This window comes from Holdemania massiliensis AP2, from assembly GCF_000327285.1.
In the GTDB taxonomy this organism is placed as follows: domain Bacteria; phylum Bacillota_I; class Bacilli_A; order Erysipelotrichales; family Erysipelotrichaceae; genus Holdemania; species Holdemania massiliensis.
Genome location: NZ_HE998568.1, coordinates 199,368 through 224,761, shown reverse-complemented (window position 1 = coordinate 224,761; position 25,394 = coordinate 199,368). Strand labels below are relative to the sequence as shown.

26 protein-coding genes, 4 tRNA genes, 1 other RNA gene and 1 riboswitch are annotated in these 25,394 nt (G+C 44.5%); of the genes, 25 read left to right on the top strand and 6 right to left on the bottom strand.

Annotation, left to right across the window (positions count from 1 at the left end; all coding sequences use genetic code 11):
* Nucleotides 1-68 precede the first annotated feature (68 nt).
* The 9 genes from BN162_RS08900 (at nucleotide 69) to BN162_RS08865 (ending at nucleotide 6,668) form a co-directional block, all read left to right on the top strand.
* Nucleotides 69-1,046, top strand: a complete 978-nt coding sequence (locus tag BN162_RS08900; RefSeq protein WP_020224741.1) for a D-2-hydroxyacid dehydrogenase — start codon at nucleotides 69-71, stop codon at nucleotides 1,044-1,046.
* Between the two features lie 47 nt (nucleotides 1,047-1,093).
* Nucleotides 1,094-1,470, top strand: a transfer-messenger RNA (tmRNA) gene (ssrA, locus tag BN162_RS18355).
* Between the two features lie 177 nt (nucleotides 1,471-1,647).
* Nucleotides 1,648-2,160, top strand: a complete 513-nt coding sequence (locus BN162_RS08895; RefSeq protein WP_020224740.1) for a GntR family transcriptional regulator — start codon at nucleotides 1,648-1,650, stop codon at nucleotides 2,158-2,160.
* On the top strand, nucleotides 2,157-2,879 hold the full coding sequence (locus BN162_RS08890; protein WP_020224739.1) for a GntR family transcriptional regulator: 723 nt from the start codon (nucleotides 2,157-2,159) through the stop codon (nucleotides 2,877-2,879). Before BN162_RS08895 ends, BN162_RS08890 begins: the two co-directional genes overlap by 4 nt.
* A 131-nt stretch (nucleotides 2,880-3,010) precedes the next feature.
* Nucleotides 3,011-3,781, top strand: coding sequence for a PTS mannose/fructose/sorbose/N-acetylgalactosamine transporter subunit IIC (locus BN162_RS08885; RefSeq protein WP_020224738.1), 771 nt, complete (start codon nucleotides 3,011-3,013; stop codon nucleotides 3,779-3,781).
* Entirely contained in the window at nucleotides 3,782-4,618 is an 837-nt protein-coding gene (locus BN162_RS08880) for a PTS system mannose/fructose/sorbose family transporter subunit IID (protein WP_020224737.1), read from the top strand. It abuts the gene before it with no gap.
* A 12-nt stretch (nucleotides 4,619-4,630) separates the two neighbouring features.
* Nucleotides 4,631-5,113 (top strand): PTS sugar transporter subunit IIB, encoded by a 483-nt coding sequence (locus tag BN162_RS08875; protein ID WP_020224736.1) that lies wholly within the window; start codon nucleotides 4,631-4,633, stop codon nucleotides 5,111-5,113.
* A gap of 20 nt (nucleotides 5,114-5,133) precedes the next feature.
* On the top strand, nucleotides 5,134-6,222 hold the full coding sequence (locus tag BN162_RS08870; protein ID WP_020224735.1) for an SIS domain-containing protein: 1,089 nt from the start codon (nucleotides 5,134-5,136) through the stop codon (nucleotides 6,220-6,222).
* An 11-nt stretch (nucleotides 6,223-6,233) separates the two neighbouring features.
* Nucleotides 6,234-6,668, top strand: a complete 435-nt coding sequence (locus BN162_RS08865) for a PTS sugar transporter subunit IIA (protein WP_081587871.1) — start codon at nucleotides 6,234-6,236, stop codon at nucleotides 6,666-6,668.
* Nucleotides 6,669-6,828: 160 nt separating this feature from the next.
* On the opposite strand, the gene BN162_RS08860 is transcribed toward BN162_RS08865, so the two are convergent.
* Complete coding sequence (locus BN162_RS08860) at nucleotides 6,829-7,692, bottom strand: FRG domain-containing protein (RefSeq protein WP_020224733.1); 864 nt, start codon at nucleotides 7,690-7,692, stop codon at nucleotides 6,829-6,831.
* An 85-nt stretch (nucleotides 7,693-7,777) separates the two neighbouring features.
* Nucleotides 7,778-8,056, bottom strand: coding sequence for a hypothetical protein (locus BN162_RS18590; RefSeq protein ID WP_147612164.1), 279 nt, complete (start codon nucleotides 8,054-8,056; stop codon nucleotides 7,778-7,780).
* Here BN162_RS18590 and BN162_RS08855 point away from each other — a divergent pair.
* The 8 genes from BN162_RS08855 to BN162_RS08820 all read left to right on the top strand — a co-directional run bounded on the left by BN162_RS08855 (nucleotide 8,029) and on the right by BN162_RS08820 (nucleotide 13,451).
* Nucleotides 8,029-8,105 (top strand) — tRNA-Arg (locus BN162_RS08855). The genes BN162_RS18590 and BN162_RS08855 overlap by 28 nt on opposite strands.
* A 188-nt stretch (nucleotides 8,106-8,293) precedes the next feature.
* On the top strand, nucleotides 8,294-9,502 hold the full coding sequence (locus BN162_RS08850; protein ID WP_020224732.1) for a class I SAM-dependent rRNA methyltransferase: 1,209 nt from the start codon (nucleotides 8,294-8,296) through the stop codon (nucleotides 9,500-9,502).
* Between the two features lie 77 nt (nucleotides 9,503-9,579).
* Nucleotides 9,580-9,837: a DUF3781 domain-containing protein gene (locus BN162_RS08845; protein WP_040451885.1), complete on the top strand. Its 258-nt coding sequence runs from the start codon at nucleotides 9,580-9,582 to the stop codon at nucleotides 9,835-9,837.
* 306 nt (nucleotides 9,838-10,143) lie between these two features.
* A complete protein-coding gene (locus BN162_RS08840; RefSeq protein ID WP_020224729.1) occupies nucleotides 10,144-10,740 on the top strand; it encodes a DUF6434 domain-containing protein in 597 nt (198 codons plus the stop codon).
* 218 nt (nucleotides 10,741-10,958) lie between these two features.
* Nucleotides 10,959-11,195 carry a hypothetical protein gene (locus BN162_RS08835; RefSeq protein ID WP_020224728.1) on the top strand — a complete coding sequence of 79 codons (237 nt, stop codon included), beginning with the start codon at nucleotides 10,959-10,961 and terminating at the stop codon, nucleotides 11,193-11,195.
* 216 nt (nucleotides 11,196-11,411) lie between these two features.
* Nucleotides 11,412-12,242 (top strand): HAD family hydrolase, encoded by an 831-nt coding sequence (locus BN162_RS08830; protein WP_020224727.1) that lies wholly within the window; start codon nucleotides 11,412-11,414, stop codon nucleotides 12,240-12,242.
* 300 nt (nucleotides 12,243-12,542) lie between these two features.
* Nucleotides 12,543-12,618: transfer RNA gene (locus BN162_RS08825), tRNA-Ala, on the top strand.
* A 170-nt stretch (nucleotides 12,619-12,788) separates the two neighbouring features.
* Nucleotides 12,789-13,451, top strand: coding sequence for an O-methyltransferase (locus BN162_RS08820; RefSeq protein WP_020224726.1), 663 nt, complete (start codon nucleotides 12,789-12,791; stop codon nucleotides 13,449-13,451).
* Between the two features lie 248 nt (nucleotides 13,452-13,699).
* Here the strand turns inward: BN162_RS08820 and BN162_RS17885 are convergent, their stop codons facing one another.
* The 4 genes from BN162_RS17885 to BN162_RS08795 form a co-directional block, all read right to left on the bottom strand.
* Nucleotides 13,700-14,467, bottom strand: coding sequence for a Cof-type HAD-IIB family hydrolase (locus BN162_RS17885; protein ID WP_020224725.1), 768 nt, complete (start codon nucleotides 14,465-14,467; stop codon nucleotides 13,700-13,702).
* Nucleotides 14,468-14,635: 168 nt separating this feature from the next.
* Entirely contained in the window at nucleotides 14,636-16,270 is a 1,635-nt protein-coding gene (locus tag BN162_RS08810; protein ID WP_020224724.1) for a peptide ABC transporter substrate-binding protein, read from the bottom strand.
* Nucleotides 16,271-16,346: 76 nt separating this feature from the next.
* Nucleotides 16,347-16,517, bottom strand: a riboswitch (Lysine riboswitch).
* A 336-nt stretch (nucleotides 16,518-16,853) separates the two neighbouring features.
* Nucleotides 16,854-16,927: transfer RNA gene (locus BN162_RS08800), tRNA-Gly, on the bottom strand.
* 7 nt (nucleotides 16,928-16,934) lie between these two features.
* Nucleotides 16,935-17,008 (bottom strand) — tRNA-Gly (locus tag BN162_RS08795).
* Nucleotides 17,009-17,313: 305 nt separating this feature from the next.
* Between BN162_RS08795 and BN162_RS08790 the strand changes: the two genes are divergently transcribed.
* The 8 genes from BN162_RS08790 to BN162_RS08755 are packed head-to-tail and all read left to right on the top strand — an operon-like array spanning nucleotide 17,314 to nucleotide 25,337.
* Nucleotides 17,314-17,493, top strand: a complete 180-nt coding sequence (locus BN162_RS08790) for a hypothetical protein (RefSeq protein WP_020224722.1) — start codon at nucleotides 17,314-17,316, stop codon at nucleotides 17,491-17,493.
* A gap of 60 nt (nucleotides 17,494-17,553) precedes the next feature.
* Nucleotides 17,554-17,955, top strand: a complete 402-nt coding sequence (locus BN162_RS08785) for a DUF5411 family protein (RefSeq protein ID WP_020224721.1) — start codon at nucleotides 17,554-17,556, stop codon at nucleotides 17,953-17,955.
* Nucleotides 17,952-18,752, top strand: coding sequence for an RcpC/CpaB family pilus assembly protein (locus BN162_RS08780; protein ID WP_020224720.1), 801 nt, complete (start codon nucleotides 17,952-17,954; stop codon nucleotides 18,750-18,752). Before BN162_RS08785 ends, BN162_RS08780 begins: the two co-directional genes overlap by 4 nt.
* Entirely contained in the window at nucleotides 18,745-19,800 is a 1,056-nt protein-coding gene (locus BN162_RS08775; protein WP_020224719.1) for a CpaF/VirB11 family protein, read from the top strand. Before BN162_RS08780 ends, BN162_RS08775 begins: the two co-directional genes overlap by 8 nt.
* Nucleotides 19,788-20,669, top strand: coding sequence for a hypothetical protein (locus BN162_RS08770; protein WP_020224718.1), 882 nt, complete (start codon nucleotides 19,788-19,790; stop codon nucleotides 20,667-20,669). The genes BN162_RS08775 and BN162_RS08770 overlap by 13 nt, the downstream gene beginning before the upstream one ends.
* A gap of 10 nt (nucleotides 20,670-20,679) precedes the next feature.
* Nucleotides 20,680-21,447, top strand: coding sequence for a hypothetical protein (locus tag BN162_RS08765; protein ID WP_020224717.1), 768 nt, complete (start codon nucleotides 20,680-20,682; stop codon nucleotides 21,445-21,447).
* 18 nt (nucleotides 21,448-21,465) lie between these two features.
* Nucleotides 21,466-21,810, top strand: a complete 345-nt coding sequence (locus BN162_RS08760) for a hypothetical protein (protein ID WP_020224716.1) — start codon at nucleotides 21,466-21,468, stop codon at nucleotides 21,808-21,810.
* Nucleotides 21,807-25,337, top strand: coding sequence for a hypothetical protein (locus BN162_RS08755; protein ID WP_020224715.1), 3,531 nt, complete (start codon nucleotides 21,807-21,809; stop codon nucleotides 25,335-25,337). Before BN162_RS08760 ends, BN162_RS08755 begins: the two co-directional genes overlap by 4 nt.
* Nucleotides 25,338-25,394 lie beyond the last annotated feature (57 nt).

The following is a 25,394-nucleotide window of genomic DNA, read 5'->3' as shown; positions in this document are numbered from 1 at the left end:
TCATGAAGTCTGGTGATTGACGCATAAGGCAGGCTCAGGTACAATGAAGCCAGAAAGAAGGAGTTTGCATGGAACAAATTAAAGTATGCTGGCTGATTCCGACGGAGCCTTCACTGCGCGCCTCCATACAGGCGGCGTGTCCGCAGGCGCAGATCGATTTCTGTGAACGGGCTGAGCTCAATGAACAGCGGATTGCGGAAGCGGAAGTCGTGATCGGAAATCTGCCGAAACGCTGGCTGAGCGAGGCGAAGGCGCTGCGCTGGCTGCATTTGGAAAGCGCCGGGGCTGAACAGTATGCCCAGGAAGAGAAATTAGCTCAGGATGTCCTGCTGACCAATTCGACGGGGGCTTATGGACCAGCCATCGCCGAACATATGCTGGCCGGGGTGCTGTCGGTTTATAAGAAGCTGAATCTTTATCGTGAAAATCAAAAACTGCGGGTGTGGAAAAATGAGGGCAAGGTTCGTTCGCTGAAAGGTTCCTCTGTCCTGATCGTGGGCTTGGGCGATATTGGCCGGGAATTTGGCTGGCGGATGAAAGCTTTGGGATGTACGGTGACCGGTGTAAAACGAACACCAGGGGCTTGTCCTGATTTTGTCGATCGGCTGGTGCTAATGGATCAGATTGAGGAGGAACTGCCGCAGGCGGACATCGTCGCTCTGTGCTTGCCCAGTACACCGGAAACCCGACACTTCTTTGATCAGCGCCGGCTGGCTTTAACCCGCAGGGATTGTGTGCTTGTCAACGTGGGCCGCGGGATTACTGTGGATACTTCTGCTTTGTGCGCCCTGCTGGATCAGGGGCATTTCGGCGGTCTGGTCCTCGATGTCGTAGATCCGGAACCGCTGCCGATGAACAATCCTCTGTGGGGGATCGATCGGGTGATTTTGACGCCGCATGTTTCCGGCAATTACAATCAGCAGAGTACGTATGATACGGTGATTGCGATGGCTCTGGAAAACCTTCAGCGCTATCTCAAACAGAAACCGCTGAAGTATTGTGTGGATCGAAAGAGCGGCTACCGCATCTCCAATAACAAAGAATAATTTGACGCAAACCGGATTATGCTATATACTGTTATAGCATAACAACTGGGGTTGTCATGGTTTCGACAGGTCTAAGTTGGATTCAGACTGCAGTGGGGCGGCTGCCTAACAGCCAACAAAAAATAACTGGAAAATCTTTTTTAGCTAATCTGTTCGGTGGAAACCGTCAGGTTGCTTTCGCTGCTTAATTACTCAACAACAAGTTTGCAGCTGCTGTCAATGATTCTTTCTTCAGGTTGTTGAACAGTATCAGAAATGAAGGATAAGGAAATTCGGAGTCTGGACGGATTTCCCGACAATTCACAGACAAACTCAGAGTGTTTTGTCCGTTAACAACTCTGTTTTATAAGCAAACGGAATAAACTGTAGATGTCTGAATGGGGACTATTCCTGGACCGGGGTTCGACTCCCCGCAGCTCCACCAAAAGTCGAACAGCCGAGCGCTTGCGTTCGGTTTTTTTGTGACTGTTGGGCATGGGACAGATCCCCGCCGATGCGGGTCAAAGATAAAAAATACGCGGCAATACCGCATAAACCGACAGCTTGAGCTTATTTTTCAGAAGTGGTATACTATACTAAACCACTAGAAAACGGTGAACTTATGAATGATGAAGTCTATGTAACACGTCAGCTGGACCAATTTGAATCAATCACTCAGGCTTTGGAAGCCCGAGGTTTTCATTATGCGTATCCGATTCTGAACCAGTCAGTCATGGAAGCCAATAAGCTGATCAGCGAACAGCTTCAGATTCCGATCGCCACCCGCGTTTTCAGCTATCGCAAGCTGCGGATCGTAGAGGATAAACCACGGTCAATCGAACAGGTCTATATCGAATATGAAAAAGTCCGCGGGATTGAAAACCTTTCCTTGGAAAATCAATCACTCTACCGTGTGCTGCGCCGGCAGTTTGGCTATGATATCCGCCGCAATGAAGAGGAAATCCGAATTGTGCATGCTAGTGAAGAAGAGGCACGGCTGCTGCATGTGGAAGAGGATGCGGAAATCCTGATGAGCACGGGACTGACGTATTTGGATTCTGTCAAGCCCTTTGAATATTTTCAGATCGTGGCAATTCCAAGCTTCTTTAAATTCAGGAGTGTGACGACGGTATGAGTACGGAAAAAGCGGTCTATGTGCAGCTGATGGAAAATATTTTAGAGAAGATCCGGACTGGTGAGTATCGCGTCGGTGAGAAAATTATGTCAGAACGGCAGATGGCGCAGCAATATGGCATCAATCGCCTGACTGTACGCAACGCGATCAAAAAGCTGGTCGAGGAAGGGACGTTGGTGTCGATCCAAGGCAAGGGAACCTTTGTCAGCCGGCTGCCGAAAAATGAAAAAAAAGTGGTTTTCGGCGACAATGAGAATGTGAGCCTGAGTCAAAGTCTGGTTCAAAGCGGCTTTCAGTCCAGCCGAACAGTGCTTTCGTTTAAGAAGATTGAAAATCAGGGGGAGACGCGGGATTATTTTCCTGACAGTCCGCAGCTGTATGAGCTGATCCGGCTGTCGCGGATCGATGGTCAGCCGTATGCTTTACAGATCTGTTATTTCCCCGCATCCCTATTTAAGCAGCCGGAACGGTTTAATTTCGGGGAGGGCTCATTATACACATACATGGAACTGCAGGGACATATGCCGAAGACGATCATTTCCGACATGGAGGTTCAGGAGGTTCCGGCGGCTTATCGGCAGGTGATGGAAGCCGGGCCGAAGAAGCTGATCTTCGCTTACGAATATTTTGGTTTCGACGAACAGCATCGCCTGGTAGAGTTTACGAAGGCTTATTACATGCCTGAATTTACATCTTTCAAATACGTAACAAAGAAATAGTGTGAATTTCACACTTTTTTTATTGCAATCTCACGCGTGAAGGTGTATAAAATAATTAAGTGGTATAGCAACTATACCAGATGAATAAACTGGTATAGTTACAACAGTCTTGTGAGAAGGAGGAAAATGATATGTCTGCATTGCAAGCTGCTTTGATCGGCGTTGTCGCAGCCTTGTCTGTCTTAGAAGGCGGATGGCTGGGAGAATGCAAACTTCGCGAACCAGTTGTGACTGGTTTTCTGGTTGGTTTGATTTTGGGGAATGTCAAGGAAGGCTTAATTATCGGAGCACAGCTGGAACTGATCTGGATGGGGACAGCTTCGATAGGCCCGACTGCAGGTTTGAGCATTGGCACCGGCGGTACGATCGGAACTGCGATTGCCTTGTCAACGGGATCGGGAATTGAAGTTGCGATGGCTTTTGGCGTACCTGTTTCAATTTTGATGCAATTTCTGCAGACGCTGGTGGATACGGCTTATTCCGGACCCATGCATACCGTCGATAAACTGATCGATGAAGGCGGTAAGGATAAGCAGATTATCTGGATCCACTGGCTTTGCGGTATTCTGACATTCCTGATCTATCTTAGTCTGACCTTTGTCGCTTTATACTTCGGAAATGAAGCGATCAACGTTATTGTCAACAACCTCCCGGCGTGGATGACCAATGGTCTGAACGCAGTGGCGAAGGTATTGCCGGCCTTGGGCTTTGCTTTGCTGATGAATCTGTTATTGGAACAGGATTTGGTACCTTATCTGATTATTGGCTTCGCCCTGACTGCCTGGTTAGGCATGTCGATGATCGGCGTAGCGGCAGTTTCTGTCGCGCTGGCCTGGATCATCTATCTGCTTAAACGCGACCAGCTGAATACAGCTAAACCATCAGAAGAGGAGGAACTGTAAATGAGTATGCCAATCACGACGCAGGAAAATGCGCGCAAGCTGTCTAAAAAAGAATTCAATCAAATCTACTGGCGTTCCTTCACACTGTTGGGTTCCTTCAATTATGAACGCATGGAAGGTCTGGGTTTTCTGTATGCGATGATGCCGAGCTTAAGGCGGATTTGGAAGGATGATCCGGAAGGGTACAAAGCCGCACTGCACCGACATATTGCGGCGTTCAACATGACCGTCGCTCCGTCCCCGTTTGTTATGGGCATCGCAGTGGCCATGGAAGAGCTGGCCCATGACGATGAAAACTTCGACGTAGAGTCCATCAATGCCGTCAAGGTTTCCCTGATGGGACCTCTGTCGGGGATCGGAGATACCTTCTTCTGGGGAATCTTCAAAGTCATCGCCTGTTCCTTAGGCGTCAGCTTCGCCAGTCAGGGCAGTGTTCTCGGTCCGATCGTGCTGCTTTTAGCCTTTAATATTCCGAACTTCCTAACCCGGTATTACTGCCTGAAAATCGGTTATAACAATGGCAGCAAACTGTTGGAAAACTTACAGCAGTCCGGCAAGATGCAGCTGTTTACCTATTGCGCCGGAATCGTTGGGGTTGCGGCTATCGGCTGTATGATCGCCGCCTGGATCGGTTTGGAATGTCCGATTGCATTCTCGATTGCCGGCAGTGAAGTCGTCGTTCAGCAATATCTTGATGAGATCTGCCCGCAGCTGCTTTCGCTGGGCGCAACGTTATTGATCTATCGATTGTTAAAAAAGAAAATCAGCATCATGAAACTGATTCTGATCATCGTCGCTGTTTCCTTTGTCTGCGGTGTGTTCGGAATCCTGGCGTAGGAGGACAGAAGTATGGCCATTGTTGAAGTCAGAATTGATGACCGGCTGATCCATGGGCAGGTCTGCGGTTATTGGGTGCCGCATCATAGTGTGGAAAAGATCGTTGTGATCGACGATAAGATCGCAAAAGATGAAATGCGGAAAACGGCGCTGAAATTCGGCTGTCCGGCAAAGGTCAAGCTGTCGATTCTGGATGCGCTGACGGCTTCAGATAAGCTGAAGCGCAATCTGGATAAGGGCAGCCGGGTGATGCTTTTAGCGGCAGGTCCTGAACCTTTGTTAAAAATGGTGGAGGACGGTTATCGAATTGAACAGATTACCGTTGGCAACCTGTCTGGGAAGCCGGGCTATCAACATGTAAAAAAGACGTTGTATCTGTCGGACGCGGACGTTGAAAACTTTAAGCGGCTGGCCGATCAGGGTGTCAAGCTCAAGGTCCAGATGGTGCCGGATGATGTGCCGGAGGATCTGGCTGAAATTGTTCGCAAACTGTAGAAAGGACATCTGAAGAAATTATGGAAAAACCAACAGTATTAGGCTATATGAAAGATCAGCCGCGGGCGCTGCGGGAAACCTTCCGCCGCCGTGCGGAATTCGTTGATCCTTTCCGACAGTTGTTTGAGCAGCTGCCGATCAAAAAAGTCCTGTTTTTTGGTTCCGGAACTTCCTATAACGCCTCGCAGATCGCGGCTTATGAATTTAAACAGCTCTGCGGGCTGGAGGCTCAAGGACATTATCCAACGGTATTTGCACACTATGAAAAGGCGGACTGGACCGGGCTGTTAAAAAAAGAAGAAATTCTGTTTGTCGGCATCAGCCAGTCAGGGACCTCGATTTCTACCATTGAAGTGATGGAAAAGGCCCGCAGCGAAGGCTATCCTACCGTGGCACTGACAGAAAATCTGGATAGTGAGATTACTCACCATGTTGATCATGTTATCCATCTGCTGTGCGGCAAGGAAGAAACGCCGCCGGAAACCCGCGGGTACACGGTAACACTGCTGCAGTTGTATTTGTGGGCGCTCAGCGCGGCAGAGGTGCGCGGCAAGCTGACAGAAAAGGAAGTTGAACAGGCCCTGGCGGAAACGGAAGCTTTCCTGAATCAGTTTGATCAGGTCATTGCGGAGAGTGAAGCCTGGTATGACCGCAATGCGACAACGATTGTCAACAGTGACCGTATCTATGTGCTGGGCTATGGCATTGATTATGGATCAGCGTTGGAAGGTATGTTAAAAATCGGCGAAATGCTGAGGCTGCCGACGATCGGTTATGAAATCGAAGAGTATTCGCATGGACCGACGATGGCAATCTCCCCGAAACAGACGATTCTGATGTTGGGATCGGATGAAGCGGAATGGAACCGCTGTCTGCAGTTCCGCGATGCTTTCCGCCGGTATACGGAGCGTGTCCACCTGATTACCGCGAAAGAAGCTCAGGCCGATCATCGGGATTTGGTATTCAGTGTGAAGGCCAATAAATACTTGGCTCCGATCATGCTGACGGTTCCTTTCCAGTTTGTTGCTGCCAAAGGTGCTAAGGACACCAATATAGATACTAATGAAAATCCGTTTAAGGAAGAACTGGCGCATCTGCCGGAAGCGTAAGGCAGATTGAGATGAGTACAGGAATTCTAGTGATGGGTCATGGTCATTTCGCCAGCGGGATAACCTCGGCACTGGAGCTGATCATGGGCCGACAAACAGACTATGAAGTTGTCGATTTTCCAGCGGATTCAGATAAGGTTGAACTTAGCCAACGGATGGAGCAGGCGCTGAAACGGCTGAAGGGAAATGAACAGATCCTCATTCTGACGGATCTGTTCAGCGGTACACCGTTCAATGTTGCCATGGAAAAGGTGACGGAACAGCCTGCACTGAAATTGTATTACGGATTAAATCTGGGCATGTTAATGGAGCTTATCTCCCGACGGATGTTTCAGGCAGACGGATCATTAACCGAGGGCTTAGCGGAAGTTGGTCAGCAGCAGGTCGGCTTATTTGATCCGTATTCTATGGAAGCTTACACAGAAGCCGGCGAAGATGAGTTGTAAGTCAGTGCAGGGTTGTTCTCCAGCTGCAGAATAGTTTTCCTGCAGCGTGGATCCAGCCAATAAAGAAAGCGGATATTGAAGATGAAATAAAAGGAAAAAAACATCGCGGACCGATTCATTGGAATCAGGTTATTGCGATGTTTTTTGATAGCGCTTCTCTTTATTTAGAAACGCTCTGATCCTGCAGGGCTTGAGAAACGATTGAATCGCAGAGGTTCTGCAAATCAGGGAACAGACGCTGTTTATTGTAACCCATGTTATCCAGAAAGCCGAGTGTTTCCAACCGTTCTTTGGCAGTCAGCTCAATTTGAATGCAGCTGGCCGTACCGCGGATTTCCCGAACTGAGTCTTCCGCTTCAATCGAAGAAGGAATGGAAAACAGACCAGCCTGGGCGATCAGGCGGGAATTGCTGGAGCTGCCGTTATAGATAATTAAGCCTTTGGGATTAGGGGTGTTGGATACGATATTCAGCTTATTCAGCGCGGCATTTCGTTCCTGAACTACAGTGAGAAATCGACTTTTGTCACGAATGAGGTCAAGAAAATCGGCATAGTCTTCTACGAATTCGTTGGAAATCGGATTCCATTTGCTTTGATTGTAGCTGCGATGAATGACAATCTGTTCCTTTAAGGGGAGAACAAACAACTCATAATACCCTTCCTCCGGCTGCTTGTTTTCCGCCAGCGCAAAGTATAGTGCTGTAAAGGGGTTATAAGTCCAGTCGATCAAGCGTGTCGGGATGCCGTAATGCTGAGCGCAGGCAACGTAATCTAGAGTTTCCATCGTGCCGGATAACAGATTGGAAGCTTGCTGACGGAACTGATGAAGCAGGGCGAATTCCTGTTCTTTTAAATTGATAAGCGTTTGCGTTGAGCGGTCATATTTGCGGCAGATGGAAGGCTTCAGCTCAGCTCTGCGGCTGATACCGCGAAAAATATACTGATCACTGCGGGTAAGCCGGATCAGATCATTGATTAGGGATTTGCTGCTGGTGTATTTCTCTTTAATCTGGGATTCACTCATAAATAAACCTCCGCAATTGGAAAAGCAGGATTCTGACTCTGTCTTTATCATAAATCGAGCAGTGATGACTGACAAGGAAAAGCGTTCAGAAATATAAAAATTGAACTTGCGCAATTCTTAAGTCCTTGCGGATCATGATTTCAGAATGGTTCTTTTTAACTGAAGCGCAAACTGAAAACGGAATCTTCTCCAGAGAGCAAATTTTTTTGGGATGTTTAAGTGCGGTGCGAGCGGTGAATTGTGGAAAGGTTAAGTGCAAACCTGCGGGAAAACGCTGCCTGCGCCCCAATAAACGCTTGACGAAATGCGCTTCCCATTGTAAAATAATAACGTTACGTGCCCATGGCGCAATTGGATAGCGCATTTGATTCCGATTCAAAAGGTTGCAGGTTCGAGTCCTGTTGGGCGCACCATTTTTTTTAAATAAATTTGGATGTTGAACCTGAAGTGAGTCATACTCGCTGTAAAGGAATCAAAAAATCCAAATTTTTTTGTTTGTTTTTTCTATGAAGGATTGAATGAAACAAAGCGGTTGAGAATCGAAGTTTCTTACAAGCAGTAAAGGTTGGTTATTCTGGCAGAAAGAAGATGAGGTTAAAAGATGAAACGGAATTATGCAAAAGTGATTATTACTGAAGAGGGCGAAAAATGGCTGGATAAAGGTCAGATGTGGATGTACCGCAATAACCTGGTTCGAGTTGAAGGGCAGCCTGAAAATGGCGATCCTGTGGATATTGAAACCGAAAACAAGCGATATCTGGGAACGGGTTTTTATTCGGAGTGCAGCCATATTGTAGTACGGCTCATCACTAAAAATCCGCACATTTGTATCGATCGGGAATTTTTTAAACAACGAATTCAGTTTGCTTATGATTTCAGAAAAACGGTGGAAGCTGAGAATTTAACCAATTGTCGATTAGTTTTTGGAGAAGCAGATCAGCTGCCGGGATTAACCGTAGATCGCTATAATGAGATCCTAGTCACTCAGATCAGCACCTTTGGCATGGAAAAGCTTAAGGCGATGATTTACGAGCTGCTGTTGGAAATTCTGCGTGAAGATGGACAAAACATTCAAGGAATTTATGAACGGAATGACATTCAGGTTCGGTTAAAGGAAGGGCTGCCGATGGAAAAAGGATTTTGGGGCGGAATTTTCCTGCCGACGACCACGGTCATTGATGAAAATGGACTGAAGCTGAATGTTGACATTGAAAATGGTCAAAAGACCGGATATTTTTTGGATCAGAAATCCAACCGTGTTCTGCTGCGTCAGATGGCGCATGGCAAACGTGTACTTGACTGTTTCAGTCATACCGGGGGCTTTGCCTTAAATGCTGCTTATGGGAATGCGCAAACCGTGGTGGCTGTCGATGTATCACAGACAGCTCTGGATCAAGGCAAAGCGAATGCTGTACTTAATCATCTGGAAGAGAGAATACAGTTCGTCCAGGCGGACGTTTTTGCTTATCTGGATCAATGTGAAGCCGGGCAGTATGATATCATCGTCCTTGATCCACCCGCCTTTACGAAATCCCGCAAGACCATTCACCAAGCGTATAACGGTTATAAACGGATTAATTATCAGGCGATGAAACTGCTGCGAAATGGCGGATATTTGATCACATGCAGCTGTTCCCGATTCATGGAGATTGATCTTTTTGAAAAGATGCTGCGAGAAGCCGCCCACGAAGCCGATGTCGTTTTGAAACAAGTTTCCGTTACGCAGCAAAATCATGATCATCCGATTCTGTGGACGATGGAAGAAACATCTTATCTTAAGTTCTATATATTTCAAATCATTCCAGCGTAATCGAATGGGAAAAAGAACAATTGTACTTAAATGGAACGCCTTAAGGATCTTAAAATAGGAGGAGAAGAATCGTGAAAATGGATGTCAATGAGCTATTGAAGAATTTGGATCGCCTGCATACTACAGAGCTTGGGAATGAACGAATTCGCCGCAATTGCCAAATTCAGGATCAGGATGTTGTAGCTTGGTGCCGGACTAATATCGAGTCGGTGCAGGCCACGATCACACGCAAAGGGAAGAACTGGTATGCGGCAGCTGCAGGCTGTTTGATCACGATTAATGCTTCCAGCTATACGATTATTACAGCCCATCGTTTGAAAGAAAAGAAGAATTGAAAAATCCAGCCGTCTTTGCTTGTAGGACTTCGTTTTTTCGTTATAATGTTAACAAAGTAAGAATAAAAGAGAAAGTGGGGATTATCGTTATATGGGCTTAACGGAGTTTTTGATATCGTTTGCAGCAGTGATCCAAATAATTTTAAAGTATGCCTTGGATATCGTTGTCATTGTTCTGTTAATTATGATTTATCGTATTTTAAAAAAGAAATTGGGATAAAACCTGCTGACAGACATCCTGGCATGGTTATCAAATCTTGGCAGGATGATTTTTTTAGTGCCTGTATGTAAAGGGAAAGAGATGAAATGAAGATGGAAAGACCAGCTCTGACACGATCGTTAGATGCAGAAACGTTCAGAAGTTTTTATTATTTGAAAGATGAATTAGTCCAATTTTGCCGTGATCATGGCTTGCCGGCAACCGGCGGTAAACTCGAAATAACTGAAAGAATTGCTCATTTCCTGGAAGGAAAACCGCTTCCTGCTCTGACCACGAGTAAGTCCGCTGCAAAAAAAAATTTTGAAGAATTGACTGAAACTACGCTGATTGAATCGCCGTTTGTCTGTTCAGAAAAGCACCGAGCATTTTTTAAATCGAAGATCGGTTCGTCATTCTCATTTAATGTTGCGTTTCAAAAATGGCTGAAAACCCATTCAGGACAGACTTATGGCGACGCCCTTCAGGCGTATGCACAGATCCTGATTGAGAAAAAAACAAAGAAGACCACGATTGATCAACAATTTGAGTATAACACTTATATTCGTGATTTTTTTGCGGATAATTCTGGCCGATCTTTGAAGGAAGCAATTTGCTGCTGGAAATGGAAAAAAGAACAGCCTGGAATTCATCGCTATGAAAAGCAGGATCTGACAGCATTAGAGGAATTTCAGAATGAGGTCTAAGTTAGAAAAAAATAAAATTGGAGGCCGCACTGAAGGAAGTAACATCAGCTGTCCGAAGGTGTGAAAAAATACTGCCGAAGTTTGCCGAAGGAACTTCACAGCATAGTTTATTAAAGAACCGAATTAAGGCTTTGCGGATTGCGGAGTTTCTGATAGAGCGGAAGCTGTATGAGAAACCAGACTCTATGAACGAAAGGGAAGCTGCTTTTAGAGGTTTTATGCAAACCATAACGTCGAATCCTATCTGTGAGGAATTAGAAAAGACCCTGGCGCCGATCCGGTCCATTCAGTATAAATGTCAAGCCGGACAGAAAAAGCATGAGGTCAGCACAAGAATCTATCAGCAATTACAGAAACAGATCGATGCAATGATTCTGGCTGAAGATTTGATTCTAAATGAATGTTCTGACATGAAATCTACGCCATCAGTGAAAGAAGAACACCGCATGGAATAAGCTGCGGATGCGGACAGTCTGAGCTTATTTGGAAAGTTGAGGATCAGATTTGTCACAGAATCCGAAATTTTATAAAAGACAAGGGTCAGTTATGTGACCTTGAATTAGAAAAAAGGCAGGAATTAACATGAAAGATGTCATTCCTGTACATTTTTCATAAAATTCTGCTAGAATGTTAAGGAAGTTGTTTTTTTATGAGAGTTAGGGGGGCATTGAATGATACAGGATTTTCATCTGGTGATTTGTGACATAGACAGCACCTTGATTACTTCGAATCGAATTTTAACAGAACATGCGATGGATGTCATTCGCCGACTTCATGCCCATGGTGTATATTTTGGAATTGCCTCGGGACGTTCCATTGATCAGCAGCTGCATAAGCAGGCGAGAGATTGGGGCTTTGATTTTGATTTTGAAGTTCTGATCGGTATGAATGGATCTGAATTGTGGGATGGGATTCATCAGAAGCGCTTTGATTATTACAAGCTGAAAAAAGAATGGATTCGGGAAATCTTGGAATTGATGGCTCCGTTCAACTTAAATCCGTTCATGTACGTAAAAGATAAAATGATGTGTCTGCGCGTGGATGAGGCGACAGAGCGTTCATCTAAGAAAAATCGCACTGATATTCTTGTTGTTGATGATCTTTCTGAGTTTTATGCAGAAGAAAATGCAAAGATTATGTTTCGGACGACTGAGGAAGAAATGGAAGGGATCGAGGATTATGTCAGGCAGCACCCTTCTCCTCATTTCAAGGCATTTAAAACTCAGACGACCATGTTGGAATTCACAGATCAGCGTGTTTCTAAAGCTGTGGCATTGAAAGCCTTCTGTGAAATGAACAAGCTGCCGTTAGAACAAGTAATTTCATTTGGCGATATGAGTAATGACAACGAAATGTTGGAATGCAGCGGCTGGGGCGTATGTATGGCCAATGGTAGTGAAGATACGAAAGCCATTGCGGATGATATAACCGAATTGACAAATGATGAAGACGGTTTTGCGGAATATATGGAAAAGCATTTTTTAAAGCCCCGCGGCTGGTGAGGAAATCCGCCAACAAGGACAGGAAAAATAGGGTGTGAGTCGTGCGTGGAAGGTATCGAGTAATAAAAATATTTGTGAACGCTTATGGTACGTCGAAGTTGAAAAAAAATAAAGCTTATCGGTTTTAAGACTTTAAGTTTATAAGACTAGAGTTTTGGTTTCACAGAAAAGTATTTAAAACTGGAATCGGTGTTCGTAGAAAACCGCAAAAAGTGGGAGTAATAAAATTCGCTGGATCGTATTCTTTTTATGATTAGGACTTGAAATCTTTCTTTCAATTTGTTAATATTTATAAGCAATGGGGTTGTAGCTCACCTGGGAGAGCGCTACACTGGCAGTGTAGAGGTAGTCGGTTCGAGCCCGATCAGCTCCACCATTTGAAAAATAAGGATATCCGCTGATCGGGAAACCGTGATTACGGATATTTTTTTTAATGAATAGACCAACATTACCCTTTTATAATACCGGCTGGCAGATCTATGAATTTGACGATTGTTCTAATCAGGCGTATTCTTAAAGAAAAGATAAGAATATAGGAGGCAGGTTATGCAAGCAAAATGGACTGAGAATGATTTGTTTCTTTTCCAGCATCTGATTCAGGAGGATGCCGATTTGGAAAATGCTTTAGAACAAAGTCATAAGAATCAGTTTCCGGAACATGAAGTGTCAAAAACTCAAGGAATGCTTTTATCTATTCTGATTAGAATGAGTAAGTCAAAACAAGTTTTGGAATTAGGGACGCTTGCGGGATACAGCACAATCTGGATGGCGAAGGCGATTCCTGATGATGGAGTTGTTGTCAGTTTGGAGAGCGAACTGGATAAATACGAATTAGCTTCTAAGAATATTCTCTGTACAGGTTTGCAGGATCGTGTGGATTTAATTTGTGGACCGGCAGCCCAATCCTTGCAGAAATTAATTGATGCAGAAGTCGAACCCTTTGATTTCATCTTTATTGATGCGGATAAGCCTAATAATCCGCTCTATTTACGTCTGTGCTTGCAGCTGAGTCATTCGGGTACCGTTATCTTCGGAGATAATGTTATCCGAGAGGGAGAACTTTGCAACGCAGAAAACAAAGATCCGAAAGTGATGGGGGTCAGACAATATATTCAAGATTTAGGATCGTGTGAACATTTAGATTCCACAGCCATTCAAACGGTAGGAATCAAGGGCTATGATGGATTTACCCTAACATTCGTAAAGTAAGGAATAAGATATTAAAAAAGAAATCATTTAAAGAGTCTGCAATCAGTGACAGGCTTTTAGTATTTTAGGACACGGTTAACCTGCCAATCTATTGATTCATAAAAACTCTTCCTTAAAATCTGATCGAAAAAACAGATCAGCAGGGAAGAGTTTTCTTCATGTTTATTTAGGCGTTTCAGATGGATTCTGGCAGAAATAAGCTTGGTCGGATAATCAGGTTGAGTGGAGCTTTAATTCCATTCCGTCTTTCAGTCAGAAATCAATAGATGATTGAGAACCCAATCTGCAACCCCATCTTTATCGTTGGAAAGGGCAAGATCGTCGGCATAAAGCTTTAAATCATCCGAGGCATTATCCATCACAACTGCCCAGCCGGCAGCTTTAAGAATATCCAGATCATTGTAATCATCGCCAAAAGCGATAACTTCAGATAATGATATGTCCAAATGGCGGCACAGGTCACGAAGACCGGTCAGTTTGGAAACTTTATTATTCAGAATCGCAAAATAATTCGGATCCTTGGCATTGTCAACTAGCTTGCAATGATAAGCGTCAAGGTCTAATTGACGGATTAATTCCGGATGCTGACTGACAACTGAGATTTTGGCAATTTCAAAGGGTTCGATGGCAGCATAATCCGTATATTCATGGACATGATCCCCTGTAACCAAACTGCGGTTATTGGTCAGAATAACATCCGGATATGTGACGTTAACATAAGTGTCAGGCAAAGCTAATAATAGGCGGATTAATCGTTCAGCGTTATCCGGATCTACGCCATATTCACTGAGCGTCTGAGTGTGATATATTGTTTTCGCTCCATTTAATGAAATAATGCCATCCGCTTCAACAGCTTCCATATATTCTTCAGCCCGCGACAGAGCCCGGCCAGTCGCGATGATGACTTTGTGGTCGGTCTTTGTTTTCAGCTGATGGAATACATCCTGCGTTGCCTTAGAAATTGTTTTGTCTGTATGAAGCAGAGTTTGATCGAGATCAATTGCCAATACCTTCATGAGTATTTCCTCCCTTTGGATTCCATGTTCATTATAACATTAAAAATGGATAAAGAAGGCTAAGATCAATTTAAAGACAATGAAAGAAAACGCTTAAAAGAAAAACAAAGAAAAAGCTGAAAGCATTACGATGAATAACTCTTTCAGACTTTTTTAGAATAAGCTTGTTTAGGCAGCCTCTGATTGAACTGTACAGTGACCGTAGAATGGTGTCAGGCCCCACATTTCAACGCCTTGGATAGCCGTACTCTTCAGCGCCGGCGTGTTGTAATTGAACAATGGAATTAAATAAACATTTTCTTCAATCAGATAGCGTTCCGCAGCATGCAGAGCATTCATGTATTCTGCATGATCAGCAAGATAGCCGGCTTCATCGACCATCTTGTCATAAACTGGATCATCAACGGAAGCGACGATCTGCTGTCCAGTTGTCCACAGATTGAGAAACTGCGAAGGATCATCGCCGGCACTGTAGCCATAGCGTGATGTTTCAAAATCACCATTGTCAACCTGATTGTAGAAGACGCCGGATTCAACAACCTGCAGTTCGCAGTCAATACCGGCATTCCCCCACATTTGCTGCAGAATTTGCGCTACATCAGCATGCAGCTGGCTCTGCGAATATTTGTAAACAATTTTCAGCGGGTTGTTTTCATCATATCCAGCCTTGGCTAATAATGCCTTAGCTTCTTCAAGATTGTATTCCAGATATTTTTCCTTTGCGTCCTGTTCCAGACGGAAGTCGTCTTCTGCTCCGGCTAAGCCCACAGGGACATAACCATGCAATACACGATAGTACTCTTCGCTGCCAACCGCGCTGACCAGGGCTTCCTTATCAATGCTCAGAGCTAAAGCTCGGCGAACATCCACATTTTTCAGATAATCAGGACCGGTGGAACCAGAATTCAGAGCGATGAAATAACTGGAAATTTGCGGAATCTGCCAGATTTCATCTGCATTTGGATAACCCTCAGCAATCGTTGCGGTAATGTTGAGGGCCATGTCAATTTCTTTGTTTTTAAAGGCCAGAGACTGAGCATCAGAATCAGACATTACTAAGAATGTAATGCGCGGCATGGTGATGCTTTCAGCGTTATAGTAATTCTCATTCTTAACCACAACGGCTTTTTCATTTTCGTTGCACTCTTCTAAAGTATAAGGACCGACTGTCGGATAACCTGGCTTAAAGGCCCATAACGATTCATGGGCATCAGCAACATCGGAACGCAGCGGACGCCAGACATAGTTAGTCAGCATTTGTGGAAACCAGGCGCACGGTTTGATCAAAGTAAGAATCAACGTCTGATCATCCGGTGTGCTGACACCTTCGATTTCGATCTGTGTTGGATCCAGATCCATGTTGCCAGCAATTTCTTCAGCACCTGCCAAATAGGTCATCGGATAGTAAATAGACCAGGAATTGTCTGCACCATAGGTTAAGTTACGCAAAATTCCATATTTGAAATCTCCGGAAGTCAGCGGCTGACCATCACTCCAGACAACACCATCCCTTAAGGTAAAGGTATAAGTCAATCCGTCCTCAGATACGGTGTAATCCTGACATAAATCGTAGACGATATTGTTGTCATCATCTTGATGAAACAACCCGGCTGTCAGATGCCGCAGAACATAGTCATTGACAGTTTCCTGGGTTAATCCTGGATCTAAGGTCGTAATTTGACCCCCGATGGCGACGACTAGACCGTCTTTTGGATCACGGTTTCCCTGCGCCGAGTTTTGTGTGGAACAGGCTGTGGTAAGCAGCAGCATAACAGCGCACAGAAGGGTAAGAATTTTCTTCATCATTTTTTCCTCCTCAGAAATGAATCTGACAAACAAAAACCGCGTACTATTACATACGCGGTAAATTCACCGTTATCTATGCAATAGCGCCTCTTCATTGAATGAAGGAGTGCTGCGGGTATTCCCTGCAGCCCCATAACCAACTTTTGCCAAAGCGGATTATTCGGCGGTGGTTGCCTTTCGGGAAAGATCATTGCCTGCCGGCTCCTTCTCTCTACTCATCTGCACCGCTACCTCTACATGTTTTTGTTGTATGCTATAAGTCTATCCGTTATTTAAGAAATGTCAAGAGTTTTAAGAAAATTTCCATGTGACAGAAATGAAAGTTTCCATTCCGAATGAAAAATAATGCGTTTGTTTTCAAAAACTGGCTTAATTTAAGGAAAGAAGCATGGGGAGAAATAATGAATAATGGATCAGTCGAAGAATTATTAATACCTGGAAATGACTGATAAGGAGCAGATAAATAAAGAAGTCTGGAAGTCAGGTTTTCATCAATAACAATGGAACTAGGACAGAAATGCCGACAAATATGTATAATGCATAATATAAAAAAGCCCTTTACTAAGGGCTTAAATCGTCATGGAGCAGATGAGCGGAATTGAACCGCCGTGTCGACCTTGGCAAGGTCGCGTTCTACCATTGAACTACATCTGCACAACAATGGAGCGGGTGAGGAGAATCGAACTCCCGTAGCAACCTTGGGAAGGTTGTGTTCTGCCATTGAACTACACCCGCATACTGATTTCTAAGTGCTTATTTATTATAGCATAATTTAAAAAAAATGAAGTCCTGAATTTGAAAAAAAACAAAAAATTTATGACCTAGGTCCAAAAATAAAGATCTTTGCTTTTGTGAAAATGAGCTCAAATATTTTGCGGTGAATGATCAAAACTGAGAAAAAAAACCGTTTTTCTGAAAAAATATGACTTTTTTCATAACTTCACGAGAAAATGAGTAAAAAATTAAATTTTTTTTGATTTTCTGCGGGGCTTTTTTCAAATTCCCGCAATATTAGTAATGTAAGCGAAAGGAGAGTGTTTATGAAAGAGATATTTCAAGAGTATGGAGGATTGATCATTGCAGTAATTCTGATCGGCCTATTGATTGCTTACATCACTATGGCAGATAACGGATTTGCGGCACAGCTGACCAGCGGCATTAGTAAGACCGTCGGAAATTTGCTGGATTTAGGCCAGCATTACACCCCGTCGATCTCGTAACCCTAAGAAGGAAAGCCGTCGTGCTTTCCTTCTTTTCGCTAAAAAGAAGGAGGAACACCAATGAGTCAATCCATCAAAATTTATGGGCTGATTTTCTTAGCCTGTATCTGTCTGTTATTATTTCTCGACTTTGACCGCAAGCTGATCATGGAAGATTCGTTGTTTGAAAGTGTACGGACAACGCAGCTGTCCGTGCTGGATGATGCACTTAATCGCGGCGATTTGATCGTCAATCAGCACCTGTCCATTAATAAAAACCGGGTTATGCGGTTATGGAATGAAAAGATTGCGGAAAATCACAGTACCCTTGGTCAGTTGGAAGTCCGGTATGTGGATATCCATGAGAATCCTGCTGCGATTGCAGTATCGGTTTGTGAATCAGGAAAAACGGCGATGAAATCAGAGATGACGTCGCAATATGACAACGTAGTCATTGTTGAAAGAAATGAGGCAGCAAAATGAAAAAACTGAAAATTTCCGGCAGTTTCTGTCAGCGGTACCGCTTGCTTCTGACCTTGATTCTAACCTTGCTGGTGGGGTTGTGCGGTTATAAGGTTTATGAAATGACGGTGCAGGCGGCAATCGATCCGATTTTAGTTCCGGTGGCTGCCCGCTATCTTAAGTCAGGAACTGTAATTCAAAAAGCAGATATTCAAGTGATCGAAGTACCTCGTCCTATTGTTTTAGATGGTGTAGAAAAGGATCCTGACAGATTAATCGGACAGGCGGTGGATACCTATAATGCTGTTGCTGAAGGTTCCCTGTTCTATCAGGAACTGCTGATTCCCAAAGAAGAACTGCACGATGTGTCAGCATTTCCGCTTTTGGAAAACGAGGCAGCGGTAACGATTGACGCTGATATCAAAACTTCTTACGCCAATTCGATTCTGCCGGGACATCAGATTGATCTGTATTTTCAAGGATATGCAACACAGGCCGACGAATCCGAAAAGCGGGTGCTGTACGGACAGCTTGTTTCACAGGCGCGGGTGATTGCCGTTCGCGACAGCACCGGCAAGAATATCGATGCTCAATCAGAAAAAGCGACAAGCGTTATCGTTGTCGCTCTATCCTATGAAGATGCCGATTTGGTGCAGCGGGCAAAGTTTTTCGGCACAGTCCTGCCGATGGTGACCTATGGCTCATTGAACCCTGAAAGTCAGTCCGAGGACTTCTATGACATTGTAAAAATGCGTGAACTGCTGTATCAGAAAACCATAGATGTCAGTCTGATTAAAGAGGAACCTAAAGATGAATGATGCGCGGATTTTCGACAAAATCGATTTTGGCGTGCTCAGTGATCTGCTTGTTCAGGAGGATATCCGCGATATCAACTGCCTGAATCATAATGAGATTTGGGTTACATCGAATCATCATGGACATTATCGATTAATGGACCGTTCTATTCCTGAAACAGAAATCAATCGGATTGCCAATCAAGTTGCGAATAAAATGGAAAAAGAATTCAATCCCGGCAGTCCCTGTCTGGAAGGCGATATTCATGATGCAGAACTGGATCTGCGCGTCAGCGCTATTCATGAAGAACTTTCGGTCAGCGGGGTAACGCTGGCTTTGCGTAAAGTATCCCGGGCCAGTATTCTCAGTGAGGACTATCTGGTGGAAAGCGGTTTTATCACCCGATCGGCACTGCAGTTTTTAATCCGCTGCATCCGATACCGCTGCAATATGATTTTTGTCGGGGAAACAGGAAGTGGAAAAACCGAGTTCCTGAAATTTCTGGCAACTTATATTCCCGTGGATCAGCGGATTGTAACTATTGAAGACTCCTTGGAATTCAATATTAAGGAAATTCATCCAGAGGCCTCGTGCAGTGCATTCCGAGTTCGGCCGGGCTTTGATTACTCTGCGATTATTGCGATGGCTTTGAGGCAGAATGTGAATTGGATTTTACTGCAGGAAGCACGGGGTAAAGAAGTTGATGATCTTTTAGATGCCATGTCAACCGGTCATACCGTTTTGACGACGATGCATACCCGTGGGGCAGACACGGTAACGACGCGCATTAAACAAATGATGAAAAATGATGCAGAATCGATGAGCTCGCTGGAAATGCGTGTTTATTCTTTGGTTGATCTGGTCATACATCTGAAAAAGGAAACAGGAAAGAATGGAATCGTGCGCAGCGTTGATGAAATTATCGAATATCTCTACGATCCGAAAACCCGTCAGTGTACGCAGCACGTCCTTTACCGTGCCCGAACAGGCCGGCTTAATCGTTGTTCGCCTGACCTGCAGCGGCGCTTAGCGATGACGGAGACAAAGGAGAAGAAAACATGCGCGGAATGAGACTGTTGTTTCTGGGACTGGGTTTTTGTTACAGTATCGCTGTTTTTAAACTTAACCGTAAAGACTGGCAGCGATTTTTAGATACCCGTGTAATGCGGAAATTAAAAGAAATCTCCTATGTTGGCTTAATCCGCAGGATTGAAATTCTGGGCGGTCATTATCCGATTGGACAATATCTGAGTCAGGCAGCCGTATTGGGAACCTTATGCGGCCTGTTATGTTATGCAACAACCGATCATTTTATTTATTCAGTTATCATTGCCTCTTTGACGATCTTCTTTCTGCCTTCCTTCTTTTATATGAATCTGAAGCGGCTGGCTCAGGAAAAAGAAGAAAAAGAAATGCTGACCTATGTATCAACGGCAATTCTTTACATCCGCGAAGATAAAAATAGTTTGCGGATCTTAAAAGATTGCTCAGCCTTAGTGGAAGCACCGTTAAAACGGGATCTTGAAATTTGTGTAAATCAGATTGAAGATAATTCAGATTTTGCGGAAGCATTGGATAATTTGGAAAAGAAATATGAATATTCTCAGGTCCGTAATCTTCATTTGTTGCTAAAAGGCAAGAAGATTGAAGGTGGAAGAAATGAACAGCTGGTTGATTATCTGTTTGACAATACGGAGGAAAGCGAACTGCTGATCAATGATTACCGTCAGAAAAAAGCTGCAGGCCGATCTGTATTCTATTTTATGTTGGTTCTCAATCTGTTAGCTGCATTGGTGATGAAAAAGATGTTTCATTCTTCCATGTATGTCAATCTGGCCACAGAGGCATTCCGGTTCTGCATCTTTCTGTTTTATCTGCTGAATGCAGCGACGCTGTTTCTGTATGAATGTGGATGCAGCCGCAACGACAAATTGGAATAGAGGTGAATTTATGGGTTTGATGTTAGCGCTGATGCAGCTGAGCGCATTGAGCATGTGGGGGTTATGGTGTTACGAAGCGGAATCCTTTGCAGCGGAAACCGCGTCAATGTTGGATCACTGGATGGAATCAGATTATGCATTTTACTGTGAGAAAACAGGAAAAGGACAACCCCACGCCCGTATGCTGAAACGGATTTTGAACGCCTTTACAGCCGGACTTCTCGTTCTGGCAGTGAAAAAAGGCCAGTTGGATCCGTTTTCCCTGGTTACTGCGGTTTTTGCTGCAGCTGCGGTCTATATCGGTGATCGTCTGCGGTTAAAAATGATCTATGTTCAGCTATTAGGCAAGGCAAAAAAAGAATTTCCATATTATTTGAATCATCTGGCGATCTTAATTCAAAACAATCCGGTACCCAATGCGATTGAGAAATCAATTCGGCAGGCACCGGCGATCTTTCAGGAAGATCTGCGGATTTTAGTGCAGGAAATTCATACGCAGGGATCCAATCTTAAACCTTATTTGAAGTTTGCCCAGCGGTTTTCGCAGATTGATGATATTGGCCGGATTATGCGGACTTTGTTCAGTCTGTCAATCACATCAGAAAACCGAGAACTGATTTTAACCGCATTTTCCAAGATAGCCAACGAAAAAATTCAGGGTGCGCGGCGGTTAGAACTGAAGCGGCGTATCGAAAAACAAAATATGGTTCCCTACATTTTGTTTTTATGGCTGGGATTTGTGATTTTGAATATGATTGCTTCAATTCGATTTTTTTAGAAAGAAGAGGGAAAAAGCATGGGTAAGGGCGTGGAAATCTTCGGCGGCTTGTTCGTATTTACTTTTTGTGTTTTGTTGATCCCGCAGATGCTTGCATTTGCCGTGGGATACAAAACAATTAACGAATTGACAAGCTCACTGGTGGAAATCATTGAGGTTCATGATGGATTAACGGAGCCGGCGAAACAGGAAATGGAAGTTTGGAAACAGAAAGTTCCCGAAGTCATGATTGAAACAGAAAGACTGATGCAGCTTGATCGATGCAGCTATAAAGTAACTGGAAAACTGCAGATTGAAATTGCGCTGATTGGCTTGAAAACAGAGCTGAAAGCTTCAAAAACAACGAAGCGGGTGATCTATTGAAAACGCGAAGAATAATCGTTCCCTTAATCTTGATCCATCTGTTATTTAGTCTGATGCCGGTCCAGGCTGATTGTACAGTGATGCTGTTTTATTCCGTTAAGGATTGGGTGGCGCATCAGGATTTCTGGGACAGTGAGTTTACATCAGATCAGCAGATGGTGATCAATTCGCAGCAGATCACCGCTGAATTCAACGCATTAGGAACGTTCTCCAATCCCAGACGAACGGATTGGGAGGTGCTGGCAGGATTAAAAACGTTAACCGTCAACGGAAATGAGAATCCGGATGATCCGAACTTCATTGCGGCTTTTTTCGGTAAGCCGATCCACATCCGTGACTTACAGATGGAAGTTCAAGGTTGGAGTGAAAATGGCGAAGAGCTGGAAAAAACAGTCTGGGTAAATGCTGAAATGAATTGGGTTAATGGCAGGGCTGAGCTGACTTCAGGTGAACAGGTACTGAGTACAAAGGAAAAGCGCATAACCTTGAACCTGCAGGAGCGCGAAATTCGCAATCTATATGTTGTATTTAATGAAAGCGGACCGCAATGTCATTATCAGTTGAGTTATTTCCAGATTCCGCAATATGAGGTGAAGGAACATATTCGATGGACGCCGGAGAAAATAGAGAATACAGATATCCGTCAGGTTACGGTGTGCCTGGATGGCGGCACTTTTAATCCGGACGGCACGCAGGGAATATGGAAAAAGGAAAGTGCGGGCGTTTTCACACCGTCAACTTCATTGCTTGTCCAACAGGAAGCGGAAATTCAGAATCAATCTGATTTTTATGATTATGGCCGCGGTGGTTCGATTCCGGCTTATGCCAATCCGGATGTTGTAAAGGGTCTGGACAGCTATGCTAATCTGATTCAGGGGTGGTACACTGAAGAACAAGGCGGCGGTTTTCGCTACCGTTATTATTCTTACGGCAGCAAGGGCAAAGCCTGGCCGTGGATAGAAACTAAGCCTGGCTGGGGTGTACAGTACACGGCAAATCCAATCTACTGGACACAGAATGGGAATCTGCCCCATCAGATTTGGTCAAGCGACGATGCCGGATGGTGCCAGCACACGACAGGAAGCCGCAGCACGCCATGTTATAAGTACGAAGGACACAGTACCAATGCTCGTCTGAATTCTTATGATGTAACAGTCGTTACTTATAAGAACTTATATGATCCGAAAGAGCATTGGATTGCAGAAGCGCAGTATACACTGATCGACACTCTTACGCAGCAAAAAACAGATTTGGGAAGGATGGATGGTTCACCGTTTGCCTATACACTGGATCAATCCGGCCGCTGGCAGATCGAAGCGTGGCTGCAGGACGAAGCTGGGAACACGGCAACGGTAACATCCGATCACTTTTTAATTGATAATATTGCGCCTGAAGTGCAATTTAATCCATCTGGTGATGAAACATGGAAGCGTCAGCCGATCGTGATCAGTACAGAAATCTTGGACAAACATTCCGGTGTGAAACGCTGGCGATGGGCGGTCTCGGTCGATGGTGGAATGCATTTTGGACGATATGGTGAGTGGCAGGAAACACCATCGGCCTCTCTAACATTAAATCAAAACGGTTTAAATGTAATTAAAGTGGAAGCTGAAGATCAAGCCGGCAATCGCAGTGTCACAATTTCGGATAGTTATAAGATCGATCAGCTGCCGCCTGTGAGTGAAAGAAGCTGGATTGAAGATGAAACAGGCAAAGTTCTGGCTGATGGAAATCAGGTGTTCACCAATTGGATAAATGGTTCGGCACAACTTTCCGTGCATACAGGAAAAGTAGAGGATCGACCTGCCAATTTTAACAGCGGAGTACATTCAGTAGTCGCAAAAACTTCGCAAGATAAGATCAATTTGATCCCTCAGAACGGAATGTGGTCGGCACCCTTAAGCAATGATAAGGAAGGCCGTCAGACCTTGACGTTGACAGCTTGTGATCACGCTCAAAATTGTGCTGATATTGCTGATCTGGAATGGCGTGCAGATCTGCATGGCCCGCAGATTGATTGGACACTGACGCCAAACGATTGGACCAATACGGATGTACTTATTCAGATCCAGGCGAAGGATGAGCTGAGCGGTGTCGAAAGTCTTGATGTTGTGCAGAAAGTTGTTCAGGGAGAAAAAGCTCAGGTTACGGTGAAGGAAAATGGTAAATATCAGGTTTCTGCCCAGGATTATGCGGGCAATATCACGACTGTTGAGGTGCCTGTCGGAAACATTGACAGGCTGCCGCCATGGGCAGTGTTTGATCCAGTAGAAGCGGAAACGGATGATAATGAAATTGAAGTGTCAGTTACTCCTCAGGATGATTTAAGTGGTGTTAAACGCTGGCGGTACAGGATTACTTATGATGAAGGGCAGTCCTTTATCAGAACGTCCCCTTGGTTTGAAGATGAAACCGAACAGAAAGTTATTTTAACGATGGCCGGACAATGCCAGATTGTTGTTGAAATTGAAGATCGAGCAGGCAATGAGGGAACCTCGACTTCTGGATACTATCAGCTTCATGAAGGTGACGCCTCTGCAGGACAGTTGTTTGTTCCGGCTGCTCATCCCGGGCAAGTTGAAAATGCTATGCTGCATGTTATCTGCGCCGGGTGCAATCCGCAGAAGCAACAGACAGTAACGGTTTGGCTGCAGGATGAAGTGATCTTTGAACAACAGCTGCCAGCCTTACCGGAGCAAACGGTCAGAATTCCGTTTGAATTGAAGTCTGAAACAGCGCAAATGTGGGCCCGGGTCGACTATGAATTGGATAAAGACCCAGATAATAATGAGTTGCTGCTGAACATCGCCATGATCTCCCGACAGTTTAAACAAACCTCGGAAGAACAGCTGGAATTTAATGGCCCTGTCATGTTTACTGTTACGCAGGGAGAAGACTCAAGCGTGGCTAATGAAACGTTAACTTTAATCAGTCCCTATCCAGAAGGCAGCTACTTTGCCGGAGAAGGTATTGAGGCCGCCATTCAGTATCATTATGTCAACGAATGCGCATTCATTTCAGACTGGGCCTGTATTGCGGATACAAAACTGATCAATGCAGAAACATCAGCAGTTTTTGATCAAGGGGCTTTGCCTGTGAGAGAAAAATACGCTGTTGAAAATCATTACGAGGTACCGCTGCAAAGGCTTGGTGACAGCTTTATTTTGCCAATGATGTGGGCTACTCAATATGAAGGAAAGATTAATAATGAGCCTGTATTTGAGAATCTTGATGAGGATGATCAAATATTGGAGGCCGGACATCGCTGGTATACAAATCCTTTGCAGGATCCGAAAGAGTTGACCTATATGCTTCAGGGGCAAAATCTGGCAGTGAATGAGTTTTCATTCAGGCTGCTGCGAACAGCTATGATTGACAGTCGGCTAAAAGATCAATACCGGATAAAATTCGCTGATCCGCAGGACGTACTGACCTTTGACACTCCGCTGTGGCAGCCATACTTAGATTGGTTTGCCCAGTTGGCAGGCAAAGAGCCGCTGGCCACTGGACTACCGAAACAAAATTAAAATCTGTTATTAAATGCAAAGCTGTTCACAACGTCGGCTGCAAACAAAATAAAAGCG

What these genes read in the sequence shown, in the direction of transcription:
- BN162_RS08900 (WP_020224741.1), top strand. Translation starts at nt 69, where the DNA reads ATGGAACAAATTAAAGTATGCTGGCTGATTCCGACGGAGCCTTCACTG.
- BN162_RS08895 (WP_020224740.1), top strand. Translation starts at nt 1,648, where the DNA reads ATGAATGATGAAGTCTATGTAACACGTCAGCTGGACCAATTTGAATCA.
- BN162_RS08890 (WP_020224739.1), top strand. Translation starts at nt 2,157, where the DNA reads ATGAGTACGGAAAAAGCGGTCTATGTGCAGCTGATGGAAAATATTTTA.
- BN162_RS08885 (WP_020224738.1), top strand. Translation starts at nt 3,011, where the DNA reads ATGTCTGCATTGCAAGCTGCTTTGATCGGCGTTGTCGCAGCCTTGTCT.
- BN162_RS08880 (WP_020224737.1), top strand. Translation starts at nt 3,782, where the DNA reads ATGAGTATGCCAATCACGACGCAGGAAAATGCGCGCAAGCTGTCTAAA.
- BN162_RS08875 (WP_020224736.1), top strand. Translation starts at nt 4,631, where the DNA reads ATGGCCATTGTTGAAGTCAGAATTGATGACCGGCTGATCCATGGGCAG.
- BN162_RS08870 (WP_020224735.1), top strand. Translation starts at nt 5,134, where the DNA reads ATGGAAAAACCAACAGTATTAGGCTATATGAAAGATCAGCCGCGGGCG.
- BN162_RS08865 (WP_081587871.1), top strand. Translation starts at nt 6,234, where the DNA reads ATGAGTACAGGAATTCTAGTGATGGGTCATGGTCATTTCGCCAGCGGG.
- BN162_RS08860 (WP_020224733.1), bottom strand. Translation starts at nt 7,692, where the DNA reads ATGAGTGAATCCCAGATTAAAGAGAAATACACCAGCAGCAAATCCCTA.
- BN162_RS18590 (WP_147612164.1), bottom strand. Translation starts at nt 8,056, where the DNA reads ATGCGCTATCCAATTGCGCCATGGGCACGTAACGTTATTATTTTACAA.
- BN162_RS08850 (WP_020224732.1), top strand. Translation starts at nt 8,294, where the DNA reads ATGAAACGGAATTATGCAAAAGTGATTATTACTGAAGAGGGCGAAAAA.
- BN162_RS08845 (WP_040451885.1), top strand. Translation starts at nt 9,580, where the DNA reads ATGGATGTCAATGAGCTATTGAAGAATTTGGATCGCCTGCATACTACA.
- BN162_RS08840 (WP_020224729.1), top strand. Translation starts at nt 10,144, where the DNA reads ATGAAGATGGAAAGACCAGCTCTGACACGATCGTTAGATGCAGAAACG.
- BN162_RS08835 (WP_020224728.1), top strand. Translation starts at nt 10,959, where the DNA reads ATGCAAACCATAACGTCGAATCCTATCTGTGAGGAATTAGAAAAGACC.
- BN162_RS08830 (WP_020224727.1), top strand. Translation starts at nt 11,412, where the DNA reads ATGATACAGGATTTTCATCTGGTGATTTGTGACATAGACAGCACCTTG.
- BN162_RS08820 (WP_020224726.1), top strand. Translation starts at nt 12,789, where the DNA reads ATGCAAGCAAAATGGACTGAGAATGATTTGTTTCTTTTCCAGCATCTG.
- BN162_RS17885 (WP_020224725.1), bottom strand. Translation starts at nt 14,467, where the DNA reads ATGAAGGTATTGGCAATTGATCTCGATCAAACTCTGCTTCATACAGAC.
- BN162_RS08810 (WP_020224724.1), bottom strand. Translation starts at nt 16,270, where the DNA reads ATGAAGAAAATTCTTACCCTTCTGTGCGCTGTTATGCTGCTGCTTACC.
- BN162_RS08790 (WP_020224722.1), top strand. Translation starts at nt 17,314, where the DNA reads ATGAAAGAGATATTTCAAGAGTATGGAGGATTGATCATTGCAGTAATT.
- BN162_RS08785 (WP_020224721.1), top strand. Translation starts at nt 17,554, where the DNA reads ATGAGTCAATCCATCAAAATTTATGGGCTGATTTTCTTAGCCTGTATC.
- BN162_RS08780 (WP_020224720.1), top strand. Translation starts at nt 17,952, where the DNA reads ATGAAAAAACTGAAAATTTCCGGCAGTTTCTGTCAGCGGTACCGCTTG.
- BN162_RS08775 (WP_020224719.1), top strand. Translation starts at nt 18,745, where the DNA reads ATGAATGATGCGCGGATTTTCGACAAAATCGATTTTGGCGTGCTCAGT.
- BN162_RS08770 (WP_020224718.1), top strand. Translation starts at nt 19,788, where the DNA reads ATGCGCGGAATGAGACTGTTGTTTCTGGGACTGGGTTTTTGTTACAGT.
- BN162_RS08765 (WP_020224717.1), top strand. Translation starts at nt 20,680, where the DNA reads ATGGGTTTGATGTTAGCGCTGATGCAGCTGAGCGCATTGAGCATGTGG.
- BN162_RS08760 (WP_020224716.1), top strand. Translation starts at nt 21,466, where the DNA reads ATGGGTAAGGGCGTGGAAATCTTCGGCGGCTTGTTCGTATTTACTTTT.